Genomic DNA, 24,192 nt, shown 5'->3' on the forward strand with positions numbered 1-24,192 from the left:
ATCACTCGCATGTCGACGCCGGACCCCGTAGGACGCCACCCTCCCCATCCGTGGCCCCGAAAGACGCTGGTCCGCCGAGTGCGAGGGATCACCTGGGAGGTACATGCATGTCGGGGACGAACGTGACCGGCGACAGGAACCCTTCCCCCTGGCAGCGACTGCGGCGACTCGGCGCGGCCTCCGGCGGGGCCAACCGCTGGGCCGTGCTGGCGGTCCTCTGCGTGAGCCTGGTGCTCGTCGCGCTCGACGCGACGATCCTGCACGTCGCCGTTCCCTCCGTCTCCGAAGACCTGCGGCCCGGCCCGATGGAGCTGCTGTGGATCGTCGACGCCTACCCGCTCGTGTGCGCCGCCCTCCTCATCCTCTTCGGCACCCTCGGTGACCGCGTGGGCCGCCGCCGGGTCCTGCTCCTCGGCTACGGGCTCTTCGGCGCGGCCTCGGCCCTGGCCGCCGTCGCCGAAAACGCCCAGGTCCTGATCGCGGCCCGCGCCCTGCTGGGCGTCGGCGGCGCGATGATCATGCCCGCCACCCTGTCGATCCTGCGCCAGGTCTTCCCCGACCGGCGCGAGCGGGCCCTCGCCGTCGGCATCTGGACCGCCGTCGCCGCCGTGGGCGCGGCCAGCGGCCCCGTCCTCGGCGGCTTCCTGGTCCAGCACTTCTGGTGGGGCTCGGTCTTCCTCATCAACATCCCGCTCATGATCATGATCCTGCCGCTGGGACGGTGGCTGCTGCCCGAGTCCAAGGGCACCTCCGACGGACCCTGGGACGTGCTCGGCGCGCTCATGGCCGCCGGCGGCGTGCTCGGCGCGGTCCTCGGAGTCAAGCGGCTCGGCGCGGAGCGGCACCTCGCCGACCCGCAGGCACTGGTCCCGCTGCTGATCGGGGCGGGGCTGCTGGTGCTCTTCGTGCGCCGGCAGAAGCGGCGGACGCACCCGCTGATCGACATGCGGATGTTCTCCCGGCCGGCCTTCACCACCTCCGTGGGCTGCATCGTGCTGGCCATGCTGGCGCTGGTCGGACTGGAACTGATCGCCGTCCAGTACCTCCAGCTCGTGCTGCACCTGAGCCCGCTGGAGACCGGGCTGCGCCTGCTGCCGCTCACCTTCGCCGCGATGGCGGCGGGCGCGACCGGCTCCTACACACTGGCCCGGACCGGGCCGCGCAGGATGGTCTCGCTGGGCTTCGTCCTGACGGCCGGCGCGGTGCTGCTGCTGACGTTCATGGGCCAGCACGACCGGCCGGTCCTGCTGACGGTCGGCTTCGTCCTGCTCGGCTTCGGCCTCCAGACCACCCTCTTCGCGGCCTACGAGTCCATGCTGAGCGAGGCCCCGGCCGCGACGGCCGGCGGCGCCGCGTCGATCGGGGAGACCTCCTACCAGCTCGGTGCGGGCATGGGCATCGCCCTGCTGGGCAGCGTGATGAACGCGGCCTACGCGCCGGGCCTGAAGACGGTTCCCGGGGTGTCCGCGGCCGACTCCGCCGACGCCGCGCACTCACTGGGCGAGGCCTATCAGATCGCGGACCGGCTCGGCGGACCGGCGGGCGAGTCCCTGTTCGCAGCCGCCCGGCACTCCTTCGTCCACGGGCTGCACGTCACGCTGCTGGTGAGCGCGGCGCTGCTCCTGGCGGGCGCGGTGATGGCGCTGAAGCTCCCCCGCACGATGGAGTGCGCGGACTCCGAGGCGGCCCAGGTCCGCCTGCCCGCCCAGCCGGGCCCCGAGGCGGCCACCGCCGGAGCCCGCATCCCGGCCCAGCCCTCCCCCGGCCACGACCCGGCCCTGGGCCACCCGGCCTGACGCAAACCCCGATCCGGCCGCCACCAGTCGAGCCCCCACCGCCGCCGATCCCGCCCCACCGCCGCCGATCCAGCCCCCTCCGGCACCGATCCAGCCCCACCGCCGCCGATCCAGCCCCTCCGGCGTTTGAGGAGCGGGGTCCGGGGCGGAGCCCCGGGGAACGGGCGAAGGGCGGGTAGGGGACTCAGCCCCGCAGGGCACACCCCCCCCCCCCCACCCCCCCCCCCCCCACCGGCCCGCCGCCTAAGCCCTCGATCCCCCCGCGGGGCCGGGACTCACGGACGGGTTCGCCCGGGGCGGCGTCGCCGACGGGCCAGGAAGCGGCACGGCCGGAGTCGTGACGGCCCCGGGCGACGGTGTCTGCGGGGACGGGGTCGTGACCGGCCCGGGCGGGGGCGCCTGCGGGGACGGCACGGGCGGATCCGTCCGCACGCCCGGCAGCGCCAGCATCGTCCCGATCCGCAGCGCCTCCGGACGCGGCCCGATCACCGTCCGGTTCGCCGCGTAGAGCGCCTGCCAGCCACCCCGCACCCGGTGCCTGCGCGCGATCGCCACCAGCGTGTCCCCCTTGCGCACCACGTGCATCCGGCCCGCCAGCCCGTACCGCTTCGCGCACACGGGCCACGCCTCCCAGCCCTGGCTCGCCAGCAGCTCCTCCCCCACCCGGATCTGCTGGTCCCGCGTGGCGAGGTCCGCCCTCGGCGCGAAGGCCAGTCCGCCGTGCTCCTCCCACGTCGGCTGCCAGAACTGCAGTCCGCCGTAGAAGCCGTTCCCCGTGTTCACCGCCCAGCGGCCACCGCTCTCGCAGTCGGCCACGCAGTCCCAGGGCCACTGCCCGCCGGGCCCGCAGTCCACCGACCGGCCGGGCGCCCCCGGCCTGGGCGGGGGCGGCGCCGCGACCGCTGCCGCCGATGCGAGCAAGAGGAGCGTCAGCGCCGCCGCGCCCACCCCACCCGGAACCCCGAAGTTGCGCATCGCGTCACGCTACGCAGCCCCGTACCACCCCCCGCGCTCGCCACACCGCGCCCCGCGCGCCCCCACCCGCTCGGCCCACCGCCCAAACGACCAGCACCGGCCATCAACTGCGCACAACCAAAAAAGAGTTGGCACGAAAACAACGGCCTGGTCGGACCGTTCACTCCTTCGGGGGTCCGGTTCGATTCCGTTCCCTCAAACGGCGTGACCCCGGCCGCCACTCCCCCGTTGAGCCCGGCGAGCCGGAACCCCCCGGCCCCGCACGCCTAGTCCGAGGAGCCACCCCGTGCCGCGCATGCTCGAAGTCAGTGATGAGGTACGTGCCGAGATCGGCGACGAGGAGGCCGAGCGGCTGCTCGCAGGCGACGGATCCCCGGGCAGCTACGACTGCACTTCCTGCCGCACCCCCGGCGACTCCGAGCGCGAGCAGACCAGCACGGTGCTGTTCGTCGGCGACGAGACGGCCGTCCTGGCCTTCGCGCACGCCGGGTGCATCCCCTCGCAGGTCGTCTCCGTGCCCGAGGCGGACCTCCAGGGCGCCGTCCGCTCCATCACGGGCGACAGCCCCGCCCCGGCGGCCTCCCCCGCCGGTGACGAGCCGCAGTCAGTGCCCGGCGGCCAGGCCGTCCTCGGCATCACCAGCGGCCTGATCCTGATCAACGGGGAACTGCACCCCGCCCTCGTGGTGGAGCCGACCGCGCCCATCGCGCGCCCCGGCACCACCGGTCCCGGCGACGACTTCCTGCCGCTCCTCATCGAGCAGGGCTTCATCCCCATGACCGACACCGAGGAGGTCCCGCAGGCCCTGACCGGCTGGTCGATCCTGCTCGCCGCGGGCCAGCTGCACTCGGTGCTCCAGCCCGGCCAGATCGCCTGGTGGCAGGCGCACCGCCCGCTGTCGGTCACCGACGGCTGGCGGGCCGCCGTCAACAAGACGCAGCGCGTCCTGGTGTACGCGGCCCCCGTCGGCACCATCGGCCAGCAGCCCCGCGAGGACCTGCTGCGCGACGCCCTGGACAAGGCCGCCCGCAACGGCAAGCTGGTCGCCGCCTCGATGCCGCTGGCGGGTACCCCGGGCGCCTGAGGCCCCGGCTCCCGGAGCGTCCCCGGGCTCCCGCTCGCCGCTCTGTCTTCCGTCCCCGAGACGGCCGTCCGACCCCCGCCCAGGGGGCCGGGCGGCGTGCGCCGGGGGTGCGCGGTCCGTCCCGCGCACCCCCGGCGATCTGCGTTTTCCGCCCCGCCACCCCGCATCCGTGGGCCGCCGGTTTCGTTGGCTGATACGTGCATTCCTACGATGTCTCCCGCGCCCCGTCCTATCCGAGCAGCGTCCCCCCGATGCGCCCCGTACGGGAGCTGGGGAGCTCTCCCACCGCCTCGCACACGCCCATCTACGACACGCTGTACTCGGAGTACCTGCGCGCCTTCCGGGCCCTGCCCGGCGACCGCACGGGCGAGGAGGACCTCGGCTTCACGGCGTTCTCGTACGGGGGCTCCTACAGCGGCGCGTACGGCAGCGGCGCGGGCGCGTACGGCAGCGGGTCCGCCGCGGGCTCCGCGAGCTCCTACGGGAGTGGCTGGAACGGTTCCTCATGGCAGCCGACGGGACAGCACGCGGGGCAGCCGGCGGACGCCTGGCAGCCTTCCCCCGCTCCGCAGCCGCAGTACTCGTACGCCACCGCCGGCGCCGGGTACGCGAACGGGCGGCAGCACCAGACCGGGATGCAGCACATCCCGGCGGCCCTGCCGCCCGCTCCGCGCCGGGGCTACTGACTAGCCCCGGCGGTCCCCACGGCCCTTCGGAAGGGCCACAGCCCTGGAGGGGCCGCTACATCTTGCGCTTGTGCTGCGCACCGCGCTTCTCGCGGACGCGGACCGAGATGTGGATCGGGGTCCCCTCGAAACCGAACTCCTCGCGCAGGCGGCGCTCGATGAAGCGGCGGTAGCCGTGCTCCAGGAAGCCCGAGGCGAAGAGGACGAACCGCGGCGGCTTGCTGCCCGCCTGCGTGCCGAACAGGATGCGCGGCTGCTTGCCGCCACGGATCGGGTGCGGGTGGGCGGCGACGACCTCGCCGAGGAAGGCGTTCAGACGGCCGGTCGGGATGCGCGTCTCCCAGCCGGCGAGCGCGGTCTCGATCGCCGGGACCAGCTTCTCCATGTGGCGGCCGGTGAGCGCGGAGACGTTCACCCGGGGCGCCCAGGCGACCTGCTGCATCTCGGTCTCGATCTCGCGCTCGAGGTAGTAGCGGCGCTCCTCGTCGAGGTCGTCCCACTTGTTGTACGCGATCACGATCGCGCGGCCCGCCTCGACGGCCATCGTGATGATGCGCTGGTCCTGCACGGAGATCTGCTCGGTCGTGTCGATCAGGATGACCGCGACCTCCGCCTTCTCCACGGCGGCGGCCGTGCGCAGCGAGGCGTAGTAGTCCGCGCCCTGCTGGAGGTGGACCTTCTTGCGGATACCCGCGGTGTCGATGAACTTCCAGGTGACCCCGCCGAGCTGGATCAGCTCGTCGACCGGGTCGCGGGTGGTGCCGGCCATCTCGTTGACGACGACACGGTCCTCCTTGGCCACCTTGTTCAGGAGGGAGGACTTGCCGACGTTCGGGCGGCCGATGAGCGCGATCCGGCGCGGACCGCCGACGGCGGTGCCGAAGGTCTGCTCGGGCGCCTCGGGCAGGGCCTCAAGGACGGCGTCGAGCATGTCGCCGGTGCCGCGGCCGTGCAGGGAGGAGACCGGGTGCGGGTAGCCGAGGCCCAGCGACCACAGCGAGGCCGCGTCGGACTCGCCGCTCTGGCCGTCGACCTTGTTGGCGCACAGGACGACGGGCTTGCCGGCCTTGCGCAGCAGGCGGACGACGGCCTCGTCTGTGTCGGTGGCGCCGACCTTGGCGTCCACGACGAAGACGACCGCGTCGCAGGCCTCGATGGCGTATTCGGCCTGGGCGGCGACGGAGGCGTCGATGCCGAGGACGTCCTGCTCCCAGCCGCCGGTGTCGACGACCTTGAACCGGCGGCCGGCCCACTCGGCCTCGTAGGTGACGCGGTCGCGGGTGACGCCGGGCTTGTCCTCGACGACCGCCTCGCGGCGGCCGATGATCCGGTTCACCAGGGTCGACTTGCCGACGTTCGGGCGGCCGACGACGGCGAGGACCGGGAGCGGGCCGTGGCCGGCTTCCTGGAGCGCGCCCTCGACGTCCTCGATGTCGAAGCCCTCTTCCGCGGCGAGCTCCATGAACTCCGCGTACTCGGCATCGCCAAGTGCTCCGTGGTCTTGCTGGTCGTTCATGAAGTCCGTTCCTCGTCGTTCGTGGTGATCGGTGGGGCCCGCGCAGCGCGGTTCCACTACTAGGTCAAGTCTCGCTCAGCGCCCGGTGAGGCGCTTGGCGTCGGCCAGGTGGGCGGTCAGCCGGTCCTGGATGCGTACGGTGGCCTGGTCCAGCGCGGTACGGGTACGGCGGCCACTGCCGTCCCCGGCGTCGAAGGCATCGCCGAAGACGATGTCGACCCTGCTCCCCAGCCGCGGCAGCGCCTTGACGACGCGGCCGGAGCGCTCGGTGGTGCCGAGGACGGCGACCGGCACGATGGGGGCGCCGGAGCGGACCGCGAAGTACGCGAGGCCCGCGCGCAGCGAGGCGAAGTCGCCCTCGCCCCGGGTTCCCTCGGGGAAGATCCCCAGGGCCCCGCCGCTCTCCAGGACGCCCAGCGCGCGGCTGATCGCTCCCCGGTCGGCGCCGGAACGGTCCACCTTGACCTGCCCGATCCCTTCCAGGAAGGGGCCGAGCGGACCGACGTACGCTTCCTTCTTGATCAGGAAGTGCAGCGGCCTCGGGGCGGTTCCCATGACCATGGGGCCGTCGATGTTGTGCGAGTGGTTCACGGCCAGGATGACGGGGCCGGATGCGGGGACCTTCCAGGCTCCCAGCACGCGCGGCTTCCAGAGGCCGTACATGAGCCCGATGCCGATCCTCCGGCCGACCGCCGCACCCTTGAGGGAGGGCGTATCGCTCACGAGCGCCCCGCCCGCTTCTCTTCCACCAGGGTGACCACGCATTCGATGACCCGGTCGAGCGTGAGCTCGGTGGTGTCCACCTCGACCGCGTCGCCGGCCTTGGCCAGCGGGGAGGTCTTGCGGCCGGAGTCGGCGGCGTCGCGCTTGATCAGCGCCTCCTTGGTGGCCGCGAGGTCCGTGGCCTCCTTGCCCCGGAGCTCGCCGCTGCGACGGGCCGCGCGGGCCTCGGCGGAAGCGGTGAGGAAGACCTTCAGGTCGGCGTCGGGCAGCACGGTGGTACCGATGTCCCGGCCCTCGACGACGATGCCGTCGGCCTCGTCGGCGGCCTCGGCGGCGATGGAGCGCTGGAGCTCGGTGATCAGGGTGCGCACCTCGGGGACGGCGCTCACGGCGCTGACCTTGGAGGTGACCTCCTGGGTCCGGATCGGGCCGGAGGCGTCCTGGCCGTCGACGGTGATGGTCGGGGCGGACGGATCGGTACCGGACACGATGACGGGCTTGCCCGCCGCGAGGGCGATGGCCTGCGGGTCGTCGATGTCGATGCCGTTGGTGATCATCCACCAGGTGATGGCCCGGTACTGGGCACCGGTGTCCAGGTAGCGCAGCCCGAGCTTGGCGGCCACGGCCTTGGAAGTGCTGGACTTGCCCGTGCCGGAGGGACCGTCGATGGCGACGATCACGGCGGTCGGAGCTGCGGTTTCCACGGTGCGGGCACCTTCCTGGTTGCGCGTACGTGTCCGGGCGCGCCAATAGCGCCCCTCCTCCAGGTTACCGGGCTTTTCGCCGCCGCCCGCCGGGGCGTCGGCGGGCGGGAGGAAGGGCGGGTGGAAGGGCGGACGCGGAGCAGGCGCGGCACGGCCCCGGGGCGGGCGAAGGGGCCCGGTCCCGGGGCGGGTGCCCCGCGGCGGGTGCCCCGCGGCGGCGCGCTACTGCTGGCGCAGGGCCCAGCCGCGTTCGCGCAGCTCGGCCTGGAGGCCGGCCACGGCCCGGGGTTCGACCATCAGCTGGACCAGGCCCGCCTGCTGCCCCGTCGCGTGCTCGATCCGCACGTCCTCGATGTTGACCCCGGCCCGGCCCGCGTCGGCGAAGATCCGGGCGAGCTCGCCCGGCTGGTCGGAGATGAGGACGGCCACGGTCTCGTAGACCGCCGGCGCGGCCCCGTGCTTGCCCGGCACCCGGACCCGGCCCGCGTTGCCGCGGCGCAGTACGTCCTCGATGCCGGCCGCCCCGTCCCGGCGCTTGGCCTCGTCGGCCGACTGCAGGCCCCGCAGGGCCTCCACGGTCTCCTCGAGGTCGGCGGCGATCCCGGAGAGCACGTCCGCCACGGGTCCCGGGTTGGCCGAGAGGATCTCCACCCACATCCGGGGGTCGGAGGCGGCGATCCGGGTGACGTCGCGGATGCCCTGTCCGCACAGCCGCACCGCGGTCTCGTCGGCCTCCTCCAGCCGGGCCGCGACCATGCTGGAGACGAGCTGCGGGGTGTGGGAGACGAGCGCGACGGCCCTGTCGTGCGCGTCGGCGTCCATGACCACGGGGACGGCCCGGCACAGGGCCACCAGTTCCAGTGCCAGGTTCAGCACCTCGTGGTCGGTCTCCCGGGTCGGCGTGAGCACCCAGGGCCGGCCCTCGAAGAGGTCGGCGGAGGCCGCGAGCGGTCCGGACTGCTCCTTGCCCGCCATGGGGTGGGTGCCGATGTACGCCTTGGTGTCCACGCCGAGCGCGTCCAGCTCCCGGCGCGGGCCGCCCTTGACACTGGCCACGTCCACGTAGGCGCGGGCCAGGTCCCGGCCTATGGCGTCGGCGAGCGCGGCGGCCACGTGGGCGGGCGGTACGGCGATGACCGCGAGGTCGGCCTTGCCCTGGTAGGGCTCCTCCGTGCCGGCGCCCAGCGCGGCGGCCGTACGGGCCTGCCCCTGGTCCCGGTCGGACAGGTGGACGGCGATGCCGCGGGCGGCGAGGGCGAGCGCCGCCGAGGTGCCGATCAGTCCGGTTCCGATGACGACGGCGGTTCTCACGGGGCGCTCTCCAGGGGTACGGGGGGTGTGACGGCGGTGCCTGCCTCAGGGTAGCCAGCGGGAACGGCGCGAGGACCCGGCGTCCCGTCCGCTGGGACGGGACGCCGGGCCCTCGGGAACCGTCCTCGGAAGGACCGGGGTCGCTCAGAGGCCCTGCTGCTTGATGATGTCCTCCAGCGAGCCGCTCGGGACCGAGCCGCTGGGGGTCAGCTTGTCCACGGCCTGCGGGAGCGCCAGGGCGATCTGGTCGGCGGCGGCCTGCGGGGTGACGCCCGCCTGCTCGGCGACCTTGGCCAGGGTCTCGTCGGGCAGCGCCTTGGCGATCTCCGCGCCGCTGACCGGCTGGTTCTCGCCGGTGCCGACCCAGGACTGGGCCTGGTCGGTCAGACCCGACTTGGTCAGCATGTCCAGCAGCCCGCCGAGCGGGTTGTTCCCCGCGCCTCCGGCCGCCTGGGCCCCGCCGGCGCCACCGCCGCCCATGAGAGCGCCGAGGAGGGAGCCGAGGATGTTGCCGCCACCGCCGCCCTGTCCGCCGCTGCCGCCGAGAAGGCCGCCGAGAAGGGAGCCGAGGTCGTTGCCCGCCATGGTGATGCCTTTCGAAGAGGGACCGGGCACGCGGAAATCGGCGTACCCGGCTTCGAGATACGGACAATGTCACCCAACTCGGGCGCGTCTGCCACTTGGCGCAGAGCCGCGCACCGACTGCGGTAGAACGATCGGCATGATCTTCCACCTCGTACCGCTCGCCGACTGGACCACCGATCCCGCGAGCCCGTACGCCCCGGCCTCCCTCGATTCCGAGGGTTTCGTGCACTGTTCGGGGGATCCGGCGACGGCGCTGGCGATCGCAGCCTCGCACTACGGCGGCGTACCGGGGACCCTGCTCGCCGTGGAACTCGACGAGCGCGCCCTCACGTCCGAGGTCCGCCGGGAGGGTGAAACGGGCATCCGCTACCCGCACGTCCACGGACCGTTGAACCGGGAGGCCGTGGTCCGCGTGTGGGAGGTCGTACGGGCCCCCGGCGGGGCGGGGGAACTCGTTCCCTGGCCGCCGGAGGGCTGAGCCAAGGTGTGGCGGGGTGTTGCTGACGCCCTTCACACGCCAGGATGCCTCTCGCCATCCCGGCGATCACCCGAGGAGAAGTTCATGAGCGACCCCACCCGCGCCGCCCGGCGCACGGTACTGGCGGCCGGTGCGAGCGTCCTGGCAGGCGGCGCGCTGACCGCCTGCGGCGGAGCCGACGCAACCAAGCCGGCGTCCGAGGGCGGCAGCGCCCCCACGGCCCAGGACTCCGCGTCCGCCTCGTCCTCGGCTCCGGCCGGGAACGCCAAGGCCCTGCTCAAGTCCTCGGAGGTGCCCGTCGGCGGCGGCACGGTCCTCAAGGACGAACAGCTGGTCGTCACCCAGCCGACGGCGGGCTCCTTCCGTTGCTTCACGGCGGTCTGCCCCCACCAGGGCTGCCTCGTGAACAAGGTGGAGGCCGGCACCATCAACTGCCCGTGCCACGGCAGCAAGTTCAAGGTTGAGGACGGTGCGGTGGCCAAGGGACCGGCCGCCAAACCGCTGGAGGAGAAGAAGATCACCGTCTCCCCGGCGGGCGAAATCTCGCTCGCCTAGCCCGACGGCGCAGCACTAGCCTCGCGGCATGAACGAGGCCGAACAGATCGAACCCACGCCCGACCCGACCGGAATCACCCTGGTCAGGGACCACACGGTCTACTCGTGCGTGATGGGTTCGAGGGCGTTCGGCCTGGCGACGGAGGCGAGCGACACCGACCGGCGCGGTGTCTACCTCGCCCCGACGCCGCTGTTCTGGCGCTTCGAGAAGCCGCCGGCGCACGTGGACGGGCCCCGGGACGAGGAGTTCTCGTGGGAGCTGGAGCGCTTCTGCGAACTCGCGCTGCGCGCCAACCCGAACATCCTGGAGGTCCTCCACTCCCCCCTCGTGGAGGACGTCACCCCGGTCGGAGAGGAACTGCTCTCGCTCCGCGAGGCGTTCCTCTCCCGCCGGGCCCACACCACCTTCAGCCGGTACGCCGTCTCCCAGCGCGGCAAACTCCTCGGCGACCTCCGCAACCACGGCGCCCCGCGCTGGAAGCACGCCATGCACCTGCTGCGCCTGCTCCTGTCCTGCCGCGACCTGCTGCGCACGGGCCGCCTGGCCATCGACGCGACCCCCTACCGCGACGGCCTCCTCGCGGTCCGCCACGGCGAACTCACCTGGGAGGAGATCGACGGCTGGATGACCCGCCTGGCCGAGGAAACCGAAACCGCCCTCGCGAAGACCCCCCTCCCCGAATCCCCGGACCTCCCCCGGATCGAGGACTTCCTCCTGCGCACCCGCCGGGCGTCCGCGCAGGCCTAACGCGCCCGGCGCCGTACGACGAACTCGTCGAGCGCCTCGAACGCGTCCGCGTGCTCCGGCAGCCGAGAAGCGCCCCGCGCCGCCTCCAGGACCCCGTGCAGGGCCTCGAAGTCCTGTTCCGGCGGCCGGCAGGAGGTGCGCTCCCCGCAGGGCGACGCCGGAGTCCTTGGAGGGGAACCCGTACAGGTGGGCGCCCGAGAGCGTGGCGAAGAGCAGCGGGTCCGGCTGCTCCGCGACGACGGCACCGAGGTCGGTGTCCATGGCGACCGGCATCGTTCACGCGTCCCAGAGGGCGCCGAAGGACAGGAGTTCGGCGCGGTATTCGATGCGGCCCTCCCAGTCGCGGGGCCACGCGTCCGCGCCGAGGTGGGCGCCCGCGAAGGCGCCGGCCAGGCAGGCGATGGAGTCGGAGTCGCCCGCCGTGCAGGCCGCGCGGCGCAAGGCCAGGAGCGGTTCCTCGGGGAAGAGGAGGAAGCACTGGAGAGCGGTGGCCAGAGCCTCCTCGGCGATCCAGCCCTCGCCGGTCGTCAGGCAGGGGTCCGTTTCCGGGGACGGGGTGCGCAGGGCCGCCGCGAGGCGGTCCAGGACCTCCAGGCACTCGTCCCAGCCGCGCGCCATGAAGGACTCGGCCGAGGCGTCGGAGGCCGTGCGCGTCCAGAGGTCGCCGAGCCAGCGCTCGTGGTAGCGGGTGCGGTTCTCCAGGGCGTACGAGCGCAGCCGCCCGACCAGGCCGGTCACCTCCGTGCCCTGCGCCAGCAGGAACACCGCCCGCGCCGTGAGGTCGGAGGCGGCCAGGGCCGTGGGGTGGCCGTGGGTCAGGGCCGACTGGAGCTGGGCCGCGCCGGCCCGCTCCTCCTCCGTCCAGCCCGGCACCAGCCCGACGGGAGCCACCCGCATGTTCGCCCCGCAGCCCTTGGAGCCGAGCTGGCTGGCGTCGCGCCAGTCCCGTTCGGGGCGGTCGAGGAGGCTGCAGGCCTTCAGGCAGGTGTTGCCCGGGGCCCGGTTGTTCTCCGGGGAGTGGTACCAGTCGACGAACTCCTCCCGGACCGGCCGCGCGAGGCGCAGCGGGCCCACCCGGCCCCGCTCCGCGGCGGTCCGCATGCCCCGGGCGAGGGCCAGCGTCATCTGGGTGTCGTCCGTGACGATCGCCGGCCGGGGCAGGTCCATCTGCCGCCACGGGCCGGTCTTCGCGAGGATCCCGGGCACGTCGTTGAACTCGGTGGGGAAGCCGAGGGCGTCTCCGAGCGCCAGTCCGATCAGGGAGCCGGTGGCGGCCCGCTTCGTGTTCGTCGCCGTCGTCGTCATCGCGTGTGTCCTTCCGAAGGGCGCAGCAGGGGCGGGTGCAGGGTGTTGGCGGGGCCGGGCCGGTAGAGGGCGGCCGGTTTGCCGCGGCCGCCGGTGAGCCGGGCGGCTCCGGGCACTGCCTCGACGAAGCCGGGCGTGGCCAGGACCTTGCGGCGGAAGTTGGGCCGGTCCAGGGCGGTGTCCCAGACGGTCTCGTAGACGGCCTGGAGCTCGCCGAGGGTGAACTCGGGCGGGCAGAAGGCGGTGGCCAGGCAGCTGTACTCGAGCTTCGAGCCGATGCGGGATCGGGCGTCCGCGAGGATCTCCTCGTGGTCGAAGGCCAGTCCGAAGTCCGGCGCGCAGGCCTCCCCCACCGGCACCCAGCGGGCGCGGTCCGCGTCTCCGCCGCCGCCGGCCACCGGTTCCGGCAGATCGGGGACGAGCGCGGTGAAGGCCACGGAGACCACGCGCATGCGGGGGTCCCGGTCCGGTTCGCTGTAGGTGCGCAGCTGGTCCAGGTGCAGGGCGTCGATCACCCGCGCCGACAGTCCGGTCTCCTCGGCCAGTTCGCGCCGGGCGGCCGCTTCCGCGGACTCCCGGGGCAGCAGGAAGCCGCCCGGCAGGGCCCAGGCGCCCGCGTACGGTTGCTGCCCGCGCCGGATCAGCAGCACGTGCAGGGTCCCGCCGCGCACGGTGAAGACGGCGAGGTCGACGGTCACCGCGAAGGGGGCGAAGGCGTGCGGGTCGTATCCGTGCCCGCCTCCGGGTCCGTGCCCGGGTACCGGTCCAGGTCCGGTGTCACTCATCGGCCCCGCTCCCCCGCCGGCTCGGCCACTCGCTCCGCCACCCTCTCCGGCAGCGGATCCGCGAACCGCCAGCCCTCCGCCAGGAGTCCGTCGACGGCGGCCACCGCCGCCGCCAGCCGCGCCTCGCGGTCCCCGCGGACCACCAGGTAGCGCTTCCCGGTCCGTTCCAGCTCCTCCAGGAACCGCCCGGTCATCCACGGCCGGAGCTCCGCTCCGTCGCGCAGCCCGTCGTCCTCGAAGGGCACGTCCGCGTGGTCGGTGAGCAGGTACAGGTCCCGCCGCGTCCCGGCGGCGATCCGCTCGACCTCCGCACTGCGCCCGCCCATGTACCGCTCGTGCCAGATCCCCGTGGCGAAGGAGTCCGTATCGCAGAAGAGCACGGGAGATCCCAGCCGGGCCGCCCGCTCCTCCTCCTCGTCCTGCCGCCGCGCGATGACCGGGAACTCCACCGAGGTGAAGCTCACGTCGGCCCAGGTCGCCGCCGGGTCCGCCGCGCGCGCCGCCGCCAGCCGCTCCTCGCTGTACTGCCGGCCGTACTCGGCGACCCAGCCCGTCTTCGCCCACACCCCGTCGCGCCGCCGCCAGTGCTCGGCCAGGGCCCGCGACAGCGTGGTCGTGCCGGTGGACTCGGCGCCGAGTACGACGATCCGCCGGGTCAGTGCCGCCCGTACGGCGGGCCCCAGGAACTCCCAGTTCCCGACGGGGTCGGCCCGTACGGCCGTACCGGACACCGGGAAGAGGGTGCGGTCCGGGTCCACGCAGACCTCCTCTGCGCCGAACCGCCGCGCGAGCTCGGTCCCGTAGGCCTCGGAGGTGAAGACGGCGTCGACCGGGCGGCGCACCGCGCGCCGGAAGACCGCCATGTGCGCCTCCCAGACGGCCGGGTCGAGAAGGTCGACCGGGATGTCGTCGACGGCGCCGACCACCTCGGCCCCCGGGTGCGCCTCGCGCATCCAGGCGACCCGGTCGGCGAGCGGTACGGACTCCACGGAGGCCGCGCAGACCAGTACGGTCAGCCGCTCGCACTGGTCCTGCGCGGTGCGCACCAGGTGGTGGTGGCCGGCGTGCGGCGGATAGAACTTGCCGAGGACGAGGCCGTGGCCGTGGCGCTTCATGCCGTCACCTGCCGTACCGCGCGGGCGCCTTCCGCCGGGAGCGCCCGGCGCCAGCCGAGGAGTCCGGCCACGCACAGGGCGAGGAAGCCGACGTAGAGCACGGAGGTCAGGTACAGGCCCTTGTAGGCGTACAGCGGGATGTACACGAGGTCTGCGGCGATCCACAGCCACCAGGACTCGAGGAGCTTGCGGCACTGCCCGTACGTGGCCGCGAGCGAGAGCCCGGTCGTGGCCGCGTCCCAGAACGGGACGGTGGAGTCGGTGGCCCGGCTCAGCAGCAGGGTCAGGCCGAGCACCCCCACCGCCCCCGCCGCGGCCAGCACGGTCCACTCGGCGGCCGTGGTGCGGCGCACCGGCAGGGCCGTGGTGGTGCCCGGGCCACCCCCGTGGGTCCAGGACCACCAGCCGTACGCGGCGAGGGCGATGAAGACGATCTGCAGCCCGGCGTCGGCGTAGAGGCCGGCCTGGGCGAAGAGCACGATGAAGAAGACGTTGTTGGCGATGCCGATCGGCCAGTTGGCGATGTGCTGCCGGGCGACCAGCCACACGCACACGGCACCCGTGACGAACCCGAGGATCTCGGTCCAGCTCGTCTGCCATCCCATGACGCCCCCCATCTCTTTATAGTCAGGTTGACTATAAACAGGTTCCGGGGCCCGGCACAACCAAAAAACCCGCGGCGCCCGAGGGCACCGCGGGTTCTGGAGGCCTTCAGGAGGCCGGGGTCCTACAGACCGACCTCGCGCATGAGCATGCCGACCTCGGTGTTGGTCAGGCGGCGCAGCCAGCCGGACTTCTGGTCGCCGAGCTCGATCGGGCCGAAGGAGGTCCGCACGAGCTTCTCGACCGGGAAGCCGGCCTCGGCCAGCATGCGGCGGACGATGTGCTTGCGGCCCTCGTGGAGGGTCACCTCGACCAGGTAGTTCTTGCCGAGCTGGTCGACGACGCGGAAGTGGTCGGCGCGGGCGTACCCGTCCTCCAGCTCGATGCCGTCCTTGAGGCGCTTGCCGATGTCGCGCGGCAGCGGACCGGTGATCGCGGCGACGTAGGTCTTCTTCACCCCGTACTTCGGGTGCGTGAGGCGGTGGGCCAGCTCACCGTGGTTGGTGAGCAGGATGATGCCCTCGGTCTCGGTGTCGAGCCGGCCGACGTGGAAGAGACGCGTCTCACGGTTGGTGACGTAGTCGCCGAGGCACTGGCGGCCGTCCGGGTCCTCCATCGTGGAGACGACGCCGGCCGGCTTGTTCAGCGCGAAGAACAGGTACGACTGGGTGGCGACGGTCAGGCCGTCCACCTTGATCTCGTCCGAGGGCTTCACGCGCTTGCCCTGCTCCAGGACGATCTCGCCGTTGACCTCCACGCGCGCCTGCTCGATGAGCTCCTCGCACGCACGGCGCGAGCCCATGCCGGCACGGGCGAGCACCTTCTGCAGGCGCTCACCCTCCTCCTCGGCACCCGGGAAGGTCTTCGGGGTCTTGATCACGGGCTTGTCGGCGTACCGGTCGCGCACGCGCTCCTCGATCCGCGCCTCCAGCTCGCGCGGCTTGGACTGGCCGCTGCGGGAGCCGGGGCCGATGCGCGGGCCGCCGGCGCCGCCGATGCCCGGGGTACGGGAGACCTTCGGGCCGCCCTTGGCGCCACCGCGGGCCGCAGCGCCGCGTGCACCGCCACCGCGGTTGCCGTCGGCCGCGCCGCGGGCACCGCCGCCGCCCGCCTTGGCACCGCCGCGGCCGTTGCGCTCGCCCTCGGGGCCCACGTCGTAGCGACGCTCCTCGGGGCGGGGGTTGCGGATGCGGGGGGCCTGCTCGCGGTCACGGTCGGAGCTGCCGCCCTGGTAGCCGCCGGAGGAGCCGCCACCCTGGTAGCCGCCACCGGAGGAGCCGCCGCGGGAGCCGCCACCCTGGTAGCCACCGCCCGAGCTGCCGCCGCGCGAGCCGCCACCCTGGTAGCCGCCGCCCGAGGAGCCGCCACGGGAGCCGCCACCCTGGTAGCCACCGCCCGAGCTGCCGCCCGAGCTGCCGCCGCGCGAGCCACCGCCCGAGCCGCTGCCGCCACCCTGGTAGCCGCCACCGGAGGAGCCACCGCGGGAGCCGCCACCCTGGTAGCCACCGCCCGAGCTGCCGCCGCGCGAGCCACCGCCCGAGCCGCTGCCGCCACCGCGGTAGCCACCACCGCCGCCGCTGGAGGAGCCGCCGCGGGGGGAGCTACCGCGCCCGCCACCACCGCCGCCGCTGTTCCTGTTGCCGCCACCGTTGCCGTTGCCGCTGCTTCGCATCAAAGTTCCGTCGTCTTGTCGTCTTCATCGGTATCCGGAGAGTCCGGATCGAACGACGGAACACCCTCTTGCGTCTCGGCTTCGATCGCGTCCGCCTCGGGGAGGAAGGGCGCGAGCTCCGGGAGCTCGTCCAGGCCACGCAGGCCCATCCGCTCCAGAAAGTAGTTCGTCGTCCTGTACAGGATCGCACCTGTTTCGGGTTCCGTCCCCGCCTCCTCCACCAGACCCCGCTGGAGGAGGGTGCGCATGACCCCGTCGCAGTTGACTCCGCGCACCGCCGAGACCCGCGACCGGCTGACCGGCTGGCGGTACGCGACGACGGCCATGGTCTCCAGAGCCGCCTGGGTGAGACGGGCCTGCTGGCCGTCGAGGACGAAGGCCTCCACCGCCGGCGCGTAGTCCGCCCGGCTGTAGAACCGCCAGCCCCCGGCGACGAGCCGCAATTCGAATCCGCGGCCCTGGACCTCGTACTCGTCCACCAGCTCGCGCAGCGCCCGCGCGACCTCGCGGGGGGTCCGCTCCAGCACCTTGGCCAGGTGCGCCTCGGTCGCCGGCTCGTCCACGACCATGAGGACGGCCTCCAGGGCCGGCTTCAGCGCCAGCCCGGCCACGGGGGTCGTCACGTCGCTCATTCCTTGACCTCCACGATCTGGTCGAACTCGTCCGTCACCGTCGGCATGCCGTCCCCGTCCCCGCCGCTCCAGCGCACCGTGAGCGTCGTCAGGGCCTCCTCCTGGTCCAGGACCACCGCCTTCTCCCGGTAGAGCTCCAGGAGGGCCAGGAAGCGCGCCACGACGGTCAGGGTGTCCGCCGCGTCCTCGGTGAGCTCCTGGAAGGTGGCCTCGCCCCTGGCCTTGAGCAGCGCGACGACCAGCCCGGCCTGCTCCCGGACGCTCACGAGGGGCGCGTGGATGTGGTCCACGTACACCTGCGGCTTCGCCCGGGGCTGCATGGCCTTGACCGCGAGCCGCGCCAGCCCCTCGCCCCCGATGCTGATGACCACCTCGGGGAGCAGCTCGGCGAGGTGGGGCTCCAGCCCCACGGTGCGCGGGTAGCGCTTGCCCTCGGTCTCGGCCCGGTCCTGGAAGATCTCGGCGATCCGCTTGTACGCCCGGTACTGCAGCAGCCGCGCGAACAAGAGGTCCCGGGCCTCCAGCAGCGCGAGGTCCGCCTCGTCCTCCACCTCGGCGACGGGCAGCAGCCGGGCCGCCTTCAGGTCGAGCAGGGTGGCGGCGACGACGAGGAACTCGGTCGTCTGGTCGAGGTCCCAGTCGGGCCCCATCGCACGGATGTACGCCATGAACTCGTTGGTGACCTCCGACAGCGCCACCTCGGTGACGTCGAGCTTGTGCCGGGAGATCAACTGCAGCAGGAGATCGAAGGGCCCCTCGAAGTTCTCGAGCCGCACGGTGAACCGCCCGTCCCCGACGGGCTCCGGCACGGCTTCGCCCTCGGGCAGGGCCGCAGGGGCCGCCACAGGAGCCGCTACGGGCTCCTCGGCCTCCCCGGGTCCCTCGGGATCCCCAGGGGTCTCCCAGGCCGCTACGGGAGCACCCGGGCCGCGGCCCAACGAGCGGCGGGGCGGCAGGCCGGGTTCGGCGGGAGGGGGCATCGCGGTCCAGGGTGGTACGGAACGAACGGCTGACGGACAGGGGCCGGAGCCCGAGCCCCTAAGCCTCCCACGCAGCACCGCGCCGAAGCACCGGGGACTCCGAGCGGCGCTCGAGTCTTTTCAGCCGTCCGGCGTTTCAGGACCGGGGTCCGGGCAGAGCCCGGGGAACGGTGGAAGGGCGGGTGGGGGACTCCGCCCCGCAGGGCCCGCCCGGCCACGGCACCGCACGCGGCGCGGCCTGCGGAAGCCGACGGGACAAGCCCGCCCAGCCCCCGCAGGGGCTCAGCGCCCCCGCAGCCGGCGAACCAGGATGCTCGCGTCACCGCGGGACTCCAGGTCGGCCAGCACCACCGCGACGGCCTCCCGCACGATCCGGCCCCGGTCGACCGCGAGCCCGTGCTCCCCGCGCAGCACCAGCCGCGCGTGTTCCAGGTCCATGAGCTCCTCGGCGGAGACGTAGACCGTGATCTTCTCGTCGTGCCGCTCGCGCCCGCTGGGCCGCCGGTTCGCACCCCGGCCCTGCCCCTTGCCCCGACCGGGGGTGGGGGCGGGGACGGCGTTACCGGAACCTTCCTGCGGCCTCCGCTGCGGGCCGACGCCCGGCTCCGTACCGGCTTCAGCCTCCCGGCTGCGGCCCTCTCCCGCCGTGCCCTCCGCGGCCGAAGCCGCGTGCTCCACGCCCCGCGCCGAGTTCGGCGAGGAGGAGGTCAGCGCCATCCCCCCGGTCGTACGGAACAGTTCGTCGGCTCCGGGCAGACTCACTCGGCGGGACACCGGGCGAGCACCTCCCTGGCCAGCTGGCGATAGGCGGCGGCACCGACGGAGTTGGAGGCGTACGTGGTGATCGGCTCGCCGGCGACCGTGGTCTCCGGGAACCGCACCGTGCGGCCGATGACCGTGTGGTAGACGTGGTCGTCGAAGGCCTCGACGACGCGCGCCAGCACCTCACGGCTGTGCACCGTACGGGAGTCGTACATCGTGGCGAGGATGCCGTCGAGCTCCAGCTCCGGGTTGAGCCGCTCCTGCACCTTCTCGATGGTCTCGGTCAGCAGCGCCACACCGCGCAGCGCGAAGAACTCGCACTCCAGCGGCACGATGACCTTGTGAGCCGCCGTCAGGGCGTTCACGGTCAGCAGACCGAGCGAGGGCTGACAGTCGATCACGATGTAGTCGTAGTCGGGCAGCAGGGGCTTCAGGGCCCGCTGCAGCGTCGACTCGCGCGCGACCTCGCTGACCAACTGCACTTCGGCGGCCGACAGGTCGATGTTGCTCGGCAGCAGGTCCATGTTGGGGACCGCCGTCTTCAGCAGCACCTCGTCGGCCGACATGCCCCGCTCCATGAGCAGGTTGTAGACCGTCAGGTCGAGTTCCATCGGGTTGACCCCGAGGCCGACCGACAGCGCGCCCTGCGGGTCGAAGTCGACGAGCAGCACCCGCCGCCCGTACTCCGCGAGCGCCGCACCCAGGTTGATGGTCGACGTGGTCTTGCCCACGCCGCCCTTCTGGTTGCACATCGCGATGATGGTCGCCGGACCGTGATCGGTCAGCGGACCGGGGATCGGGAAGTACGGCAGCGGCCGTCCGGTCGGGCCGATCCGCTCACGGCGCTGACGTGCAGCGTCGGGGGCGAGAGTGGCCGCGTACTCGGGGTCGGGCTCGTACTCCGCGTCCGGGTCGTAGAAATGCCCTTCGGGCACCTGTTCGTAGTCGGCGAAACCCACGGGCTTGTCGCCGCTCAGGTCGCCGGCCCTGGAGTTCACGTCTAGGCCGTCCATGCTCTTTTGGGGCGTCGTCATGTGCTGGTGGTTTGCGAAGGTGCGGACCGCTACGGATCCCACGGCTTCGATTCCGGCAGGACCCTGGCCCCGCGCAGGCCCTCCTGCTCGACCACCTCCAGGAGCAAATGTCGACTCATTCACAAGTCGTCTTACCTCCTCGGACGTGACCAGGACACTTATCGATAGGTCAGCGTGGCACCATGCCGACGGTTGGCGACTCTATGGCGTGTCACCACTCAGCGGCAACACAATCCGCCGGACCCACCGCGATGTGTCGGCAACCGAACACCACTCTGTCAAGGGCGTACGAGCTGTCGCCGGGAAGTTTCGCGGGTGTGCGAAAGGGTTAAAGGGTTACGTTCGAGGCGAGTTGAGCGGCCTCGCCGGGGACCCCGGGAACGCCTCCGGCCGGACCTCGCGAGCAAGGTCCGGCCGGATACGTGAGATTGACGTCAGTCGTTGACGAATCAGCCGAGCAGCGTGCTCAGCTCGAGGGTCTCGAGACCGTGGGCCTCGGCGACCTCACGGTAAACGACCTGGCCGTCATGGGTGTTGAGGCCCAGCGCGAGCGCCGGGTCACGACGCAGCGCCTCGACCCAGCCGAGGTTCGCGAGCTGCACGATGTAGGGCAGCGTGGCGTTGGTCAGGGCATAGGTGGAGGTGTTCGGCACCGCGCCCGGCATGTTGGCGACGCAGTAGAAGACCGAGTTGTGGACCTGGAAGGTCGGCTCGGCGTGAGTGGTCGCGCGGGAGTCCTCGAAGCAGCCGCCCTGGTCGATCGCAATGTCGACAAGGACACTTCCGGGCTTCATCTTGGCGACGAGCTCGTTGGTGACCAGCTTCGGGGCCTTCGCACCCGGGATCAGCACCGCGCCGATGACGAGGTCGGCCTCGACGACGGCCTTCTCCAGCTCGAAGGCGTTGGAGACGATCGTCTTGATCTTCGTGCCGAAGATCTTGTCGGCCTCGCGGAGCTTGTTGATGTCGCGGTCCAGCAGGGTCACGTGGAAGCCCATGCCGACGGCGATCTGCACGGCGTTCCAGCCGGAGACGCCGCCGCCGATGACCACGCACTCGCCGGCGTGGGTGCCGGGGACGCCGCCGGGGAGCACGCCGCGGCCGCCGACCGAGCGCATCAGGTGGTAGGCGCCGACCTGCGGGGCCAGGCGGCCCGCGACCTCGGACATCGGGGCGAGCAGCGGAAGGGCGCGGTTCGCCGTCTCGACCGTCTCGTACGCGATGGCGGTGGTGCCGGACTCGAGCAGGGCGTCCGTGCACTCGCGGGAGGCCGCGAGGTGCAGGTAGGTGAAGAGGGTCTGGTCCTTGCGGAGGCGGTGGTACTCCTCCGCGATGGGCTCCTTGACCTTCAGCAGCAGGTCGGCGGTCGCCCAGACCTCGTCGGCGGTACCGAGGATCTCGGCGCCTGCGGACACGTACTCCGCGTCCGTGATCGAGGAGCCCACACCGGCGTTCTGCTCGACGAAGACCTGGTGGCCGTTGCGGACCAGCTCATGCACGCCGGCAGGCGTGATGGCGACCCGGAACTCGTTGTTCTTGACCTCGCGGGGGATGCCGACCTTCATCGTGGCTCACGGTCCTTGGCTCAGGGGATGTTTCGGGCTACTTCAATACAAACCCGTCCACAAGAACGCGCAACGGGATGCACCAGAGGATGACCTGGTGAAGCCAGTCTAATGAAGGATGAGCGGCTGTCTAGCCTTGCAAACCAATAATCTCAGTCGGAAACGCTGCGGATTTCGCAGGCTGCGGGGTCATCTCCCAGCAATCTGTCGGCCGCGGACCTGTGCAGCCTGGCAGCCGCGGGATCGCCGAGCCGGTCCAGCGTGTCCGCCAGCCGCACCTGGAGCGCGGCCTGAAGCCGCAGGTCCCCGGCCTTCCGGGCGAGCTCCACCGCCTCGCGGCAGGTGTGCAGCGATTCCTCGGGCCGCCCCGCGTACTCCTGGATCCGCGCCATCTCGCTCAACGCCTTTGCCTGGCCCGGGACATCGGCCAGCTTCCGGTAGCCGGCCGAGGCCGCCCGCCAGCTCCGCAGCGCGTCCCCGTACCGGCCCGCGTACGTGTGTACGTTGCCCAGCCGTCCGTACAGCCGCGCCTCGTCCGCGCGCTCCCCCCGGGCGAGGGCATGGGACAGGGCCCGGCCGAACCAGTCGGAGGCCCGGTGCCAGTCGCCCAGCTCCTGGTGCGCACCGCCTACGGATTCCATCGCGCGGCCCGACGCGTACGGGTCATTCGCCGCCTTTCCCGCGTCCAGCGCGGCCCGGTACCGGTCCAGCGCCTCCCGCGTCCGGCCGGTCTCGGCGTCCAGATCGGCCAGGTTCAGCAGCGCGGCGGCCTGTTCCCGGTGCAGATCGCGCCGCTCGGCCACGTCCAGCACGAGCCGGTGCAGCCCGTACAGCTCGGGCGCGGCCCCGGCGGTGCCGCGGTGCTCGGACAGCGCACGCGCGAGCGCCGCCACGAACCTGCGCGCCAGGGTGTCCAGCTCCCCGTCGGCCACGGCCAGCGAGGCGGCGGCCAGCAGGGCGGGCAGCCGGGTGTCCAGCCAGGTCTCCGCCGCCCGCCGGTCGGCGAAGCGCAGCGCGCGCGGCACCCCGTCGAGCTTCTCGGGCGCCCCGACGGCGCCGCCGGGCCCGTCTTCGTCGGGCTCCGCCATCGCCCGGCAGGACAGGAGCAGCCGTACGGTGCGCTCCAGCATCCGGGCCCGCGCGAGCTGGACCTCGGCGGGCCGCTCCTTGGCCTCCAGCAGGGCCTGGAGCAGCGGCGCGAGGCAGCCGGGCAGCAGGTACAGCCCGTCGTGGGCGGGCCTGAGCAGGCCCAGCGCGGCGAAGTCCTCCAGGGTCGACTGCGCGGCGGCCACGGAGCAGCCCGCGAGGGCGGAGGCCACGTGGGAGTCGACGAGGCCCGCCGGGGCAAGCGGAAGCAGCCGAAGGGTTCGCTGGGCGGGCTGCGGGAGGGATTCGTAGACGAGCCTGAAGGCCTTGGCCAGCGGGCCGCCGACAGCGGCGGGCATATCGTGCAGCTGCTTGCCCACGTCCGCCACGGAGGCCTTGGGGCGCGCGGCGAGCCAGCCGCCTGCCAGGGCGAGCGCTGCGGGCTGGCCGCCGCACTCCTCGGCGAGGGCTTCGGCCGCGCGCGGGTCGTTGGCGACGCGGATGTCGCCGATGCGGTGGACGAGCATGCGGACGGCCGAGGGGGTGTCGAGGCCGCCCAGGGTGCAGGGGCGGACATCCGGAATCCCGGTCAGGGGGCCCTCGGCGGTGACCACGACCAGGCACTCGGGGGTGTCCGGCAGCAGGGCGTCGACCTGGTGCGGATCGGAGGCGTCGTCGACGAGGAGCACCATGCGGCGGCCGGCCAGGGCCGTGCGCAGGGCGGAGCTGAGGTCGTCCTCGGCGGCGCCGGGCGGGGTGGGCTGCCCGAGCCCCTCCAGGAGGGTGCGCACGGCACGCTCCGTGGCGACGGTCTCCCCCGTGGGGGCGGTGAGGCGGACCTTCAGCACCCCGTCGGGATAGTCGTCGGCGATCTCCCGGACCAGCGCTTCGGCGAGGGCGGTCCGGCCGGAGCCCGGGCGGCCGGCGACGAGGAGCACCCGGGCGCGCGGGGCCTTGGCCTTGCGGCCGGAGAGGGTGTCGAGCCCGGTTCGCGCGATGTCCTCGCGGAGCTCCTTGAGCTCACGCCGCCGCCCGACGAAATCCGTCACGGATCCGCTCCTCTCGCTGCCTTCGGATTGCGAGCGTAGTTCACACAGAGCGACGGACAGGGTGGAGCGCGGCGGACAAATCGCCCGATCGGATCAGCGGATGGGCTGTTTTTTAACGCGCCGCTCGCGCGGTGCGGCCCTGGCGGCCCTGGCCGGCTTCGCCCCGCCGCGCCGGACTCCGCCCGCCGGTGGCCCGGCGGGGTGCCCGCCACCGCCGTCCCGGCGCGGGGTCCGGCGGGCGGGTGCGGCCGGGTGCGGCCCTGCGGGGCTGGCTCCCCTACCCGCCCTTCCCCCGTTCCCCGGGCTCCGCCCGGACCCGCGCCTCAAACGCCGGCGAGGCTGGATGTGTCCAGCCCCTCCGGCGTTTGAGGAGCGGGGGTCCGGGGGCCGGCCCCCGGCAACGGCGCCGCACGCGGCAACGGGTCCGGGGCGCAGCCCCGGGG

General features: G+C 73.1%; 23 protein-coding genes and 1 pseudogene. 6 read left to right on the top strand and 18 right to left on the bottom strand.

What is annotated here, in order from left to right; translation table 11 throughout:
* The first annotated feature begins 107 nt into the window (after positions 1 to 107).
* Complete coding sequence (locus ACFYM0_RS23015; RefSeq protein ID WP_388504189.1) at positions 108 to 1,796, top strand: MFS transporter; 1,689 nt, start codon at positions 108 to 110, stop codon at positions 1,794 to 1,796.
* Between the two features lie 243 nt (positions 1,797 to 2,039).
* Here the strand turns inward: ACFYM0_RS23015 and ACFYM0_RS23020 are convergent, their stop codons facing one another.
* Positions 2,040 to 2,771, bottom strand: a complete 732-nt coding sequence (locus ACFYM0_RS23020) for a transglycosylase family protein (protein ID WP_388504192.1) — start codon at positions 2,769 to 2,771, stop codon at positions 2,040 to 2,042.
* Positions 2,772 to 3,057: 286 nt separating this feature from the next.
* Between ACFYM0_RS23020 and ACFYM0_RS23025 the strand changes: the two genes are divergently transcribed.
* Positions 3,058 to 3,855, top strand: a complete 798-nt coding sequence (locus ACFYM0_RS23025) for a hypothetical protein (protein ID WP_388504195.1) — start codon at positions 3,058 to 3,060, stop codon at positions 3,853 to 3,855.
* Between the two features lie 251 nt (positions 3,856 to 4,106).
* Entirely contained in the window at positions 4,107 to 4,541 is a 435-nt protein-coding gene (locus ACFYM0_RS23030; protein WP_388504198.1) for a hypothetical protein, read from the top strand.
* A 55-nt stretch (positions 4,542 to 4,596) separates the two neighbouring features.
* On the opposite strand, the gene der is transcribed toward ACFYM0_RS23030, so the two are convergent.
* The 5 genes from der to ACFYM0_RS23055 form a co-directional block, all read right to left on the bottom strand.
* Entirely contained in the window at positions 4,597 to 6,057 is a 1,461-nt protein-coding gene (gene der, locus ACFYM0_RS23035) for a ribosome biogenesis GTPase Der (protein ID WP_388504200.1), read from the bottom strand.
* Positions 6,058 to 6,132: 75 nt separating this feature from the next.
* Entirely contained in the window at positions 6,133 to 6,822 is a 690-nt protein-coding gene (locus tag ACFYM0_RS23040) for a lysophospholipid acyltransferase family protein (RefSeq protein WP_388504203.1), read from the bottom strand.
* Positions 6,777 to 7,484 (bottom strand): (d)CMP kinase, encoded by a 708-nt coding sequence (gene cmk, locus ACFYM0_RS23045; RefSeq protein ID WP_327252005.1) that lies wholly within the window; start codon positions 7,482 to 7,484, stop codon positions 6,777 to 6,779. Before cmk ends, ACFYM0_RS23040 begins: the two co-directional genes overlap by 46 nt.
* Before the next feature lie 222 nt (positions 7,485 to 7,706).
* Positions 7,707 to 8,795 carry a prephenate dehydrogenase gene (locus ACFYM0_RS23050; RefSeq protein WP_327252006.1) on the bottom strand — a complete coding sequence of 363 codons (1,089 nt, stop codon included), beginning with the start codon at positions 8,793 to 8,795 and terminating at the stop codon, positions 7,707 to 7,709.
* Positions 8,796 to 8,939: 144 nt separating this feature from the next.
* Positions 8,940 to 9,380: a YidB family protein gene (locus tag ACFYM0_RS23055; protein ID WP_388504207.1), complete on the bottom strand. Its 441-nt coding sequence runs from the start codon at positions 9,378 to 9,380 to the stop codon at positions 8,940 to 8,942.
* A gap of 136 nt (positions 9,381 to 9,516) precedes the next feature.
* Between ACFYM0_RS23055 and ACFYM0_RS23060 the strand changes: the two genes are divergently transcribed.
* From ACFYM0_RS23060 to ACFYM0_RS23070, 3 genes are all read left to right on the top strand, one after another.
* Positions 9,517 to 9,858, top strand: a complete 342-nt coding sequence (locus tag ACFYM0_RS23060; protein WP_388504209.1) for a DUF952 domain-containing protein — start codon at positions 9,517 to 9,519, stop codon at positions 9,856 to 9,858.
* Positions 9,859 to 9,942: 84 nt separating this feature from the next.
* A complete protein-coding gene (locus ACFYM0_RS23065; protein ID WP_388504211.1) occupies positions 9,943 to 10,413 on the top strand; it encodes a Rieske (2Fe-2S) protein in 471 nt (156 codons plus the stop codon).
* A gap of 28 nt (positions 10,414 to 10,441) precedes the next feature.
* Positions 10,442 to 11,161 (top strand): DNA polymerase beta superfamily protein, encoded by a 720-nt coding sequence (locus ACFYM0_RS23070; protein WP_388504213.1) that lies wholly within the window; start codon positions 10,442 to 10,444, stop codon positions 11,159 to 11,161.
* A 99-nt stretch (positions 11,162 to 11,260) separates the two neighbouring features.
* On the opposite strand, the pseudogene ACFYM0_RS23075 reads toward ACFYM0_RS23070, so the two are convergent.
* The 12 genes and pseudogenes from ACFYM0_RS23075 to ACFYM0_RS23130 form a co-directional block, all read right to left on the bottom strand.
* A pseudogene (locus ACFYM0_RS23075) lies at positions 11,261 to 11,434 on the bottom strand (DNA polymerase beta superfamily protein); the annotation flags it as partial.
* A 3-nt stretch (positions 11,435 to 11,437) separates the two neighbouring features.
* Positions 11,438 to 12,466 carry an ADP-ribosylglycohydrolase family protein gene (locus tag ACFYM0_RS23080; RefSeq protein ID WP_388504215.1) on the bottom strand — a complete coding sequence of 343 codons (1,029 nt, stop codon included), beginning with the start codon at positions 12,464 to 12,466 and terminating at the stop codon, positions 11,438 to 11,440.
* Positions 12,463 to 13,251, bottom strand: a complete 789-nt coding sequence (locus ACFYM0_RS23085; RefSeq protein ID WP_388504218.1) for an NUDIX domain-containing protein — start codon at positions 13,249 to 13,251, stop codon at positions 12,463 to 12,465. Before ACFYM0_RS23085 ends, ACFYM0_RS23080 begins: the two co-directional genes overlap by 4 nt.
* Positions 13,248 to 14,366 (bottom strand): AAA family ATPase, encoded by a 1,119-nt coding sequence (locus tag ACFYM0_RS23090; RefSeq protein ID WP_388504221.1) that lies wholly within the window; start codon positions 14,364 to 14,366, stop codon positions 13,248 to 13,250. The genes ACFYM0_RS23085 and ACFYM0_RS23090 overlap by 4 nt, the downstream gene beginning before the upstream one ends.
* Complete coding sequence (pnuC, locus tag ACFYM0_RS23095; RefSeq protein ID WP_327252016.1) at positions 14,363 to 14,971, bottom strand: nicotinamide riboside transporter PnuC; 609 nt, start codon at positions 14,969 to 14,971, stop codon at positions 14,363 to 14,365. Before pnuC ends, ACFYM0_RS23090 begins: the two co-directional genes overlap by 4 nt.
* Before the next feature lie 122 nt (positions 14,972 to 15,093).
* On the bottom strand, positions 15,094 to 16,641 hold the full coding sequence (locus tag ACFYM0_RS23100) for a pseudouridine synthase (RefSeq protein ID WP_388504224.1): 1,548 nt from the start codon (positions 16,639 to 16,641) through the stop codon (positions 15,094 to 15,096).
* Positions 16,641 to 17,273 carry an SMC-Scp complex subunit ScpB gene (scpB, locus tag ACFYM0_RS23105; protein WP_243340993.1) on the bottom strand — a complete coding sequence of 211 codons (633 nt, stop codon included), beginning with the start codon at positions 17,271 to 17,273 and terminating at the stop codon, positions 16,641 to 16,643. Before scpB ends, ACFYM0_RS23100 begins: the two co-directional genes overlap by 1 nt.
* A complete protein-coding gene (locus ACFYM0_RS23110; RefSeq protein WP_388504227.1) occupies positions 17,270 to 18,253 on the bottom strand; it encodes a segregation and condensation protein A in 984 nt (327 codons plus the stop codon). The genes scpB and ACFYM0_RS23110 overlap by 4 nt, the downstream gene beginning before the upstream one ends.
* Positions 18,254 to 18,535: 282 nt before the next feature.
* Positions 18,536 to 19,027, bottom strand: a complete 492-nt coding sequence (locus ACFYM0_RS23115) for a hypothetical protein (protein WP_266876780.1) — start codon at positions 19,025 to 19,027, stop codon at positions 18,536 to 18,538.
* Positions 19,012 to 20,049, bottom strand: coding sequence for a ParA family protein (locus ACFYM0_RS23120; protein ID WP_266958946.1), 1,038 nt, complete (start codon positions 20,047 to 20,049; stop codon positions 19,012 to 19,014). The genes ACFYM0_RS23115 and ACFYM0_RS23120 overlap by 16 nt, the downstream gene beginning before the upstream one ends.
* Positions 20,050 to 20,498: 449 nt before the next feature.
* Complete coding sequence (gene ald, locus ACFYM0_RS23125) at positions 20,499 to 21,614, bottom strand: alanine dehydrogenase (RefSeq protein WP_388504231.1); 1,116 nt, start codon at positions 21,612 to 21,614, stop codon at positions 20,499 to 20,501.
* A 152-nt stretch (positions 21,615 to 21,766) separates the two neighbouring features.
* On the bottom strand, positions 21,767 to 23,749 hold the full coding sequence (locus tag ACFYM0_RS23130; RefSeq protein ID WP_388504234.1) for an AAA family ATPase: 1,983 nt from the start codon (positions 23,747 to 23,749) through the stop codon (positions 21,767 to 21,769).
* Between the last annotated feature and the right edge of the window lie 443 nt (positions 23,750 to 24,192).

Origin of the sequence: Streptomyces sp. NPDC006487 (assembly GCF_042870555.1) — a bacterium.
Taxonomy (GTDB): Bacteria; Actinomycetota; Actinomycetes; order Streptomycetales; family Streptomycetaceae; genus Streptomyces.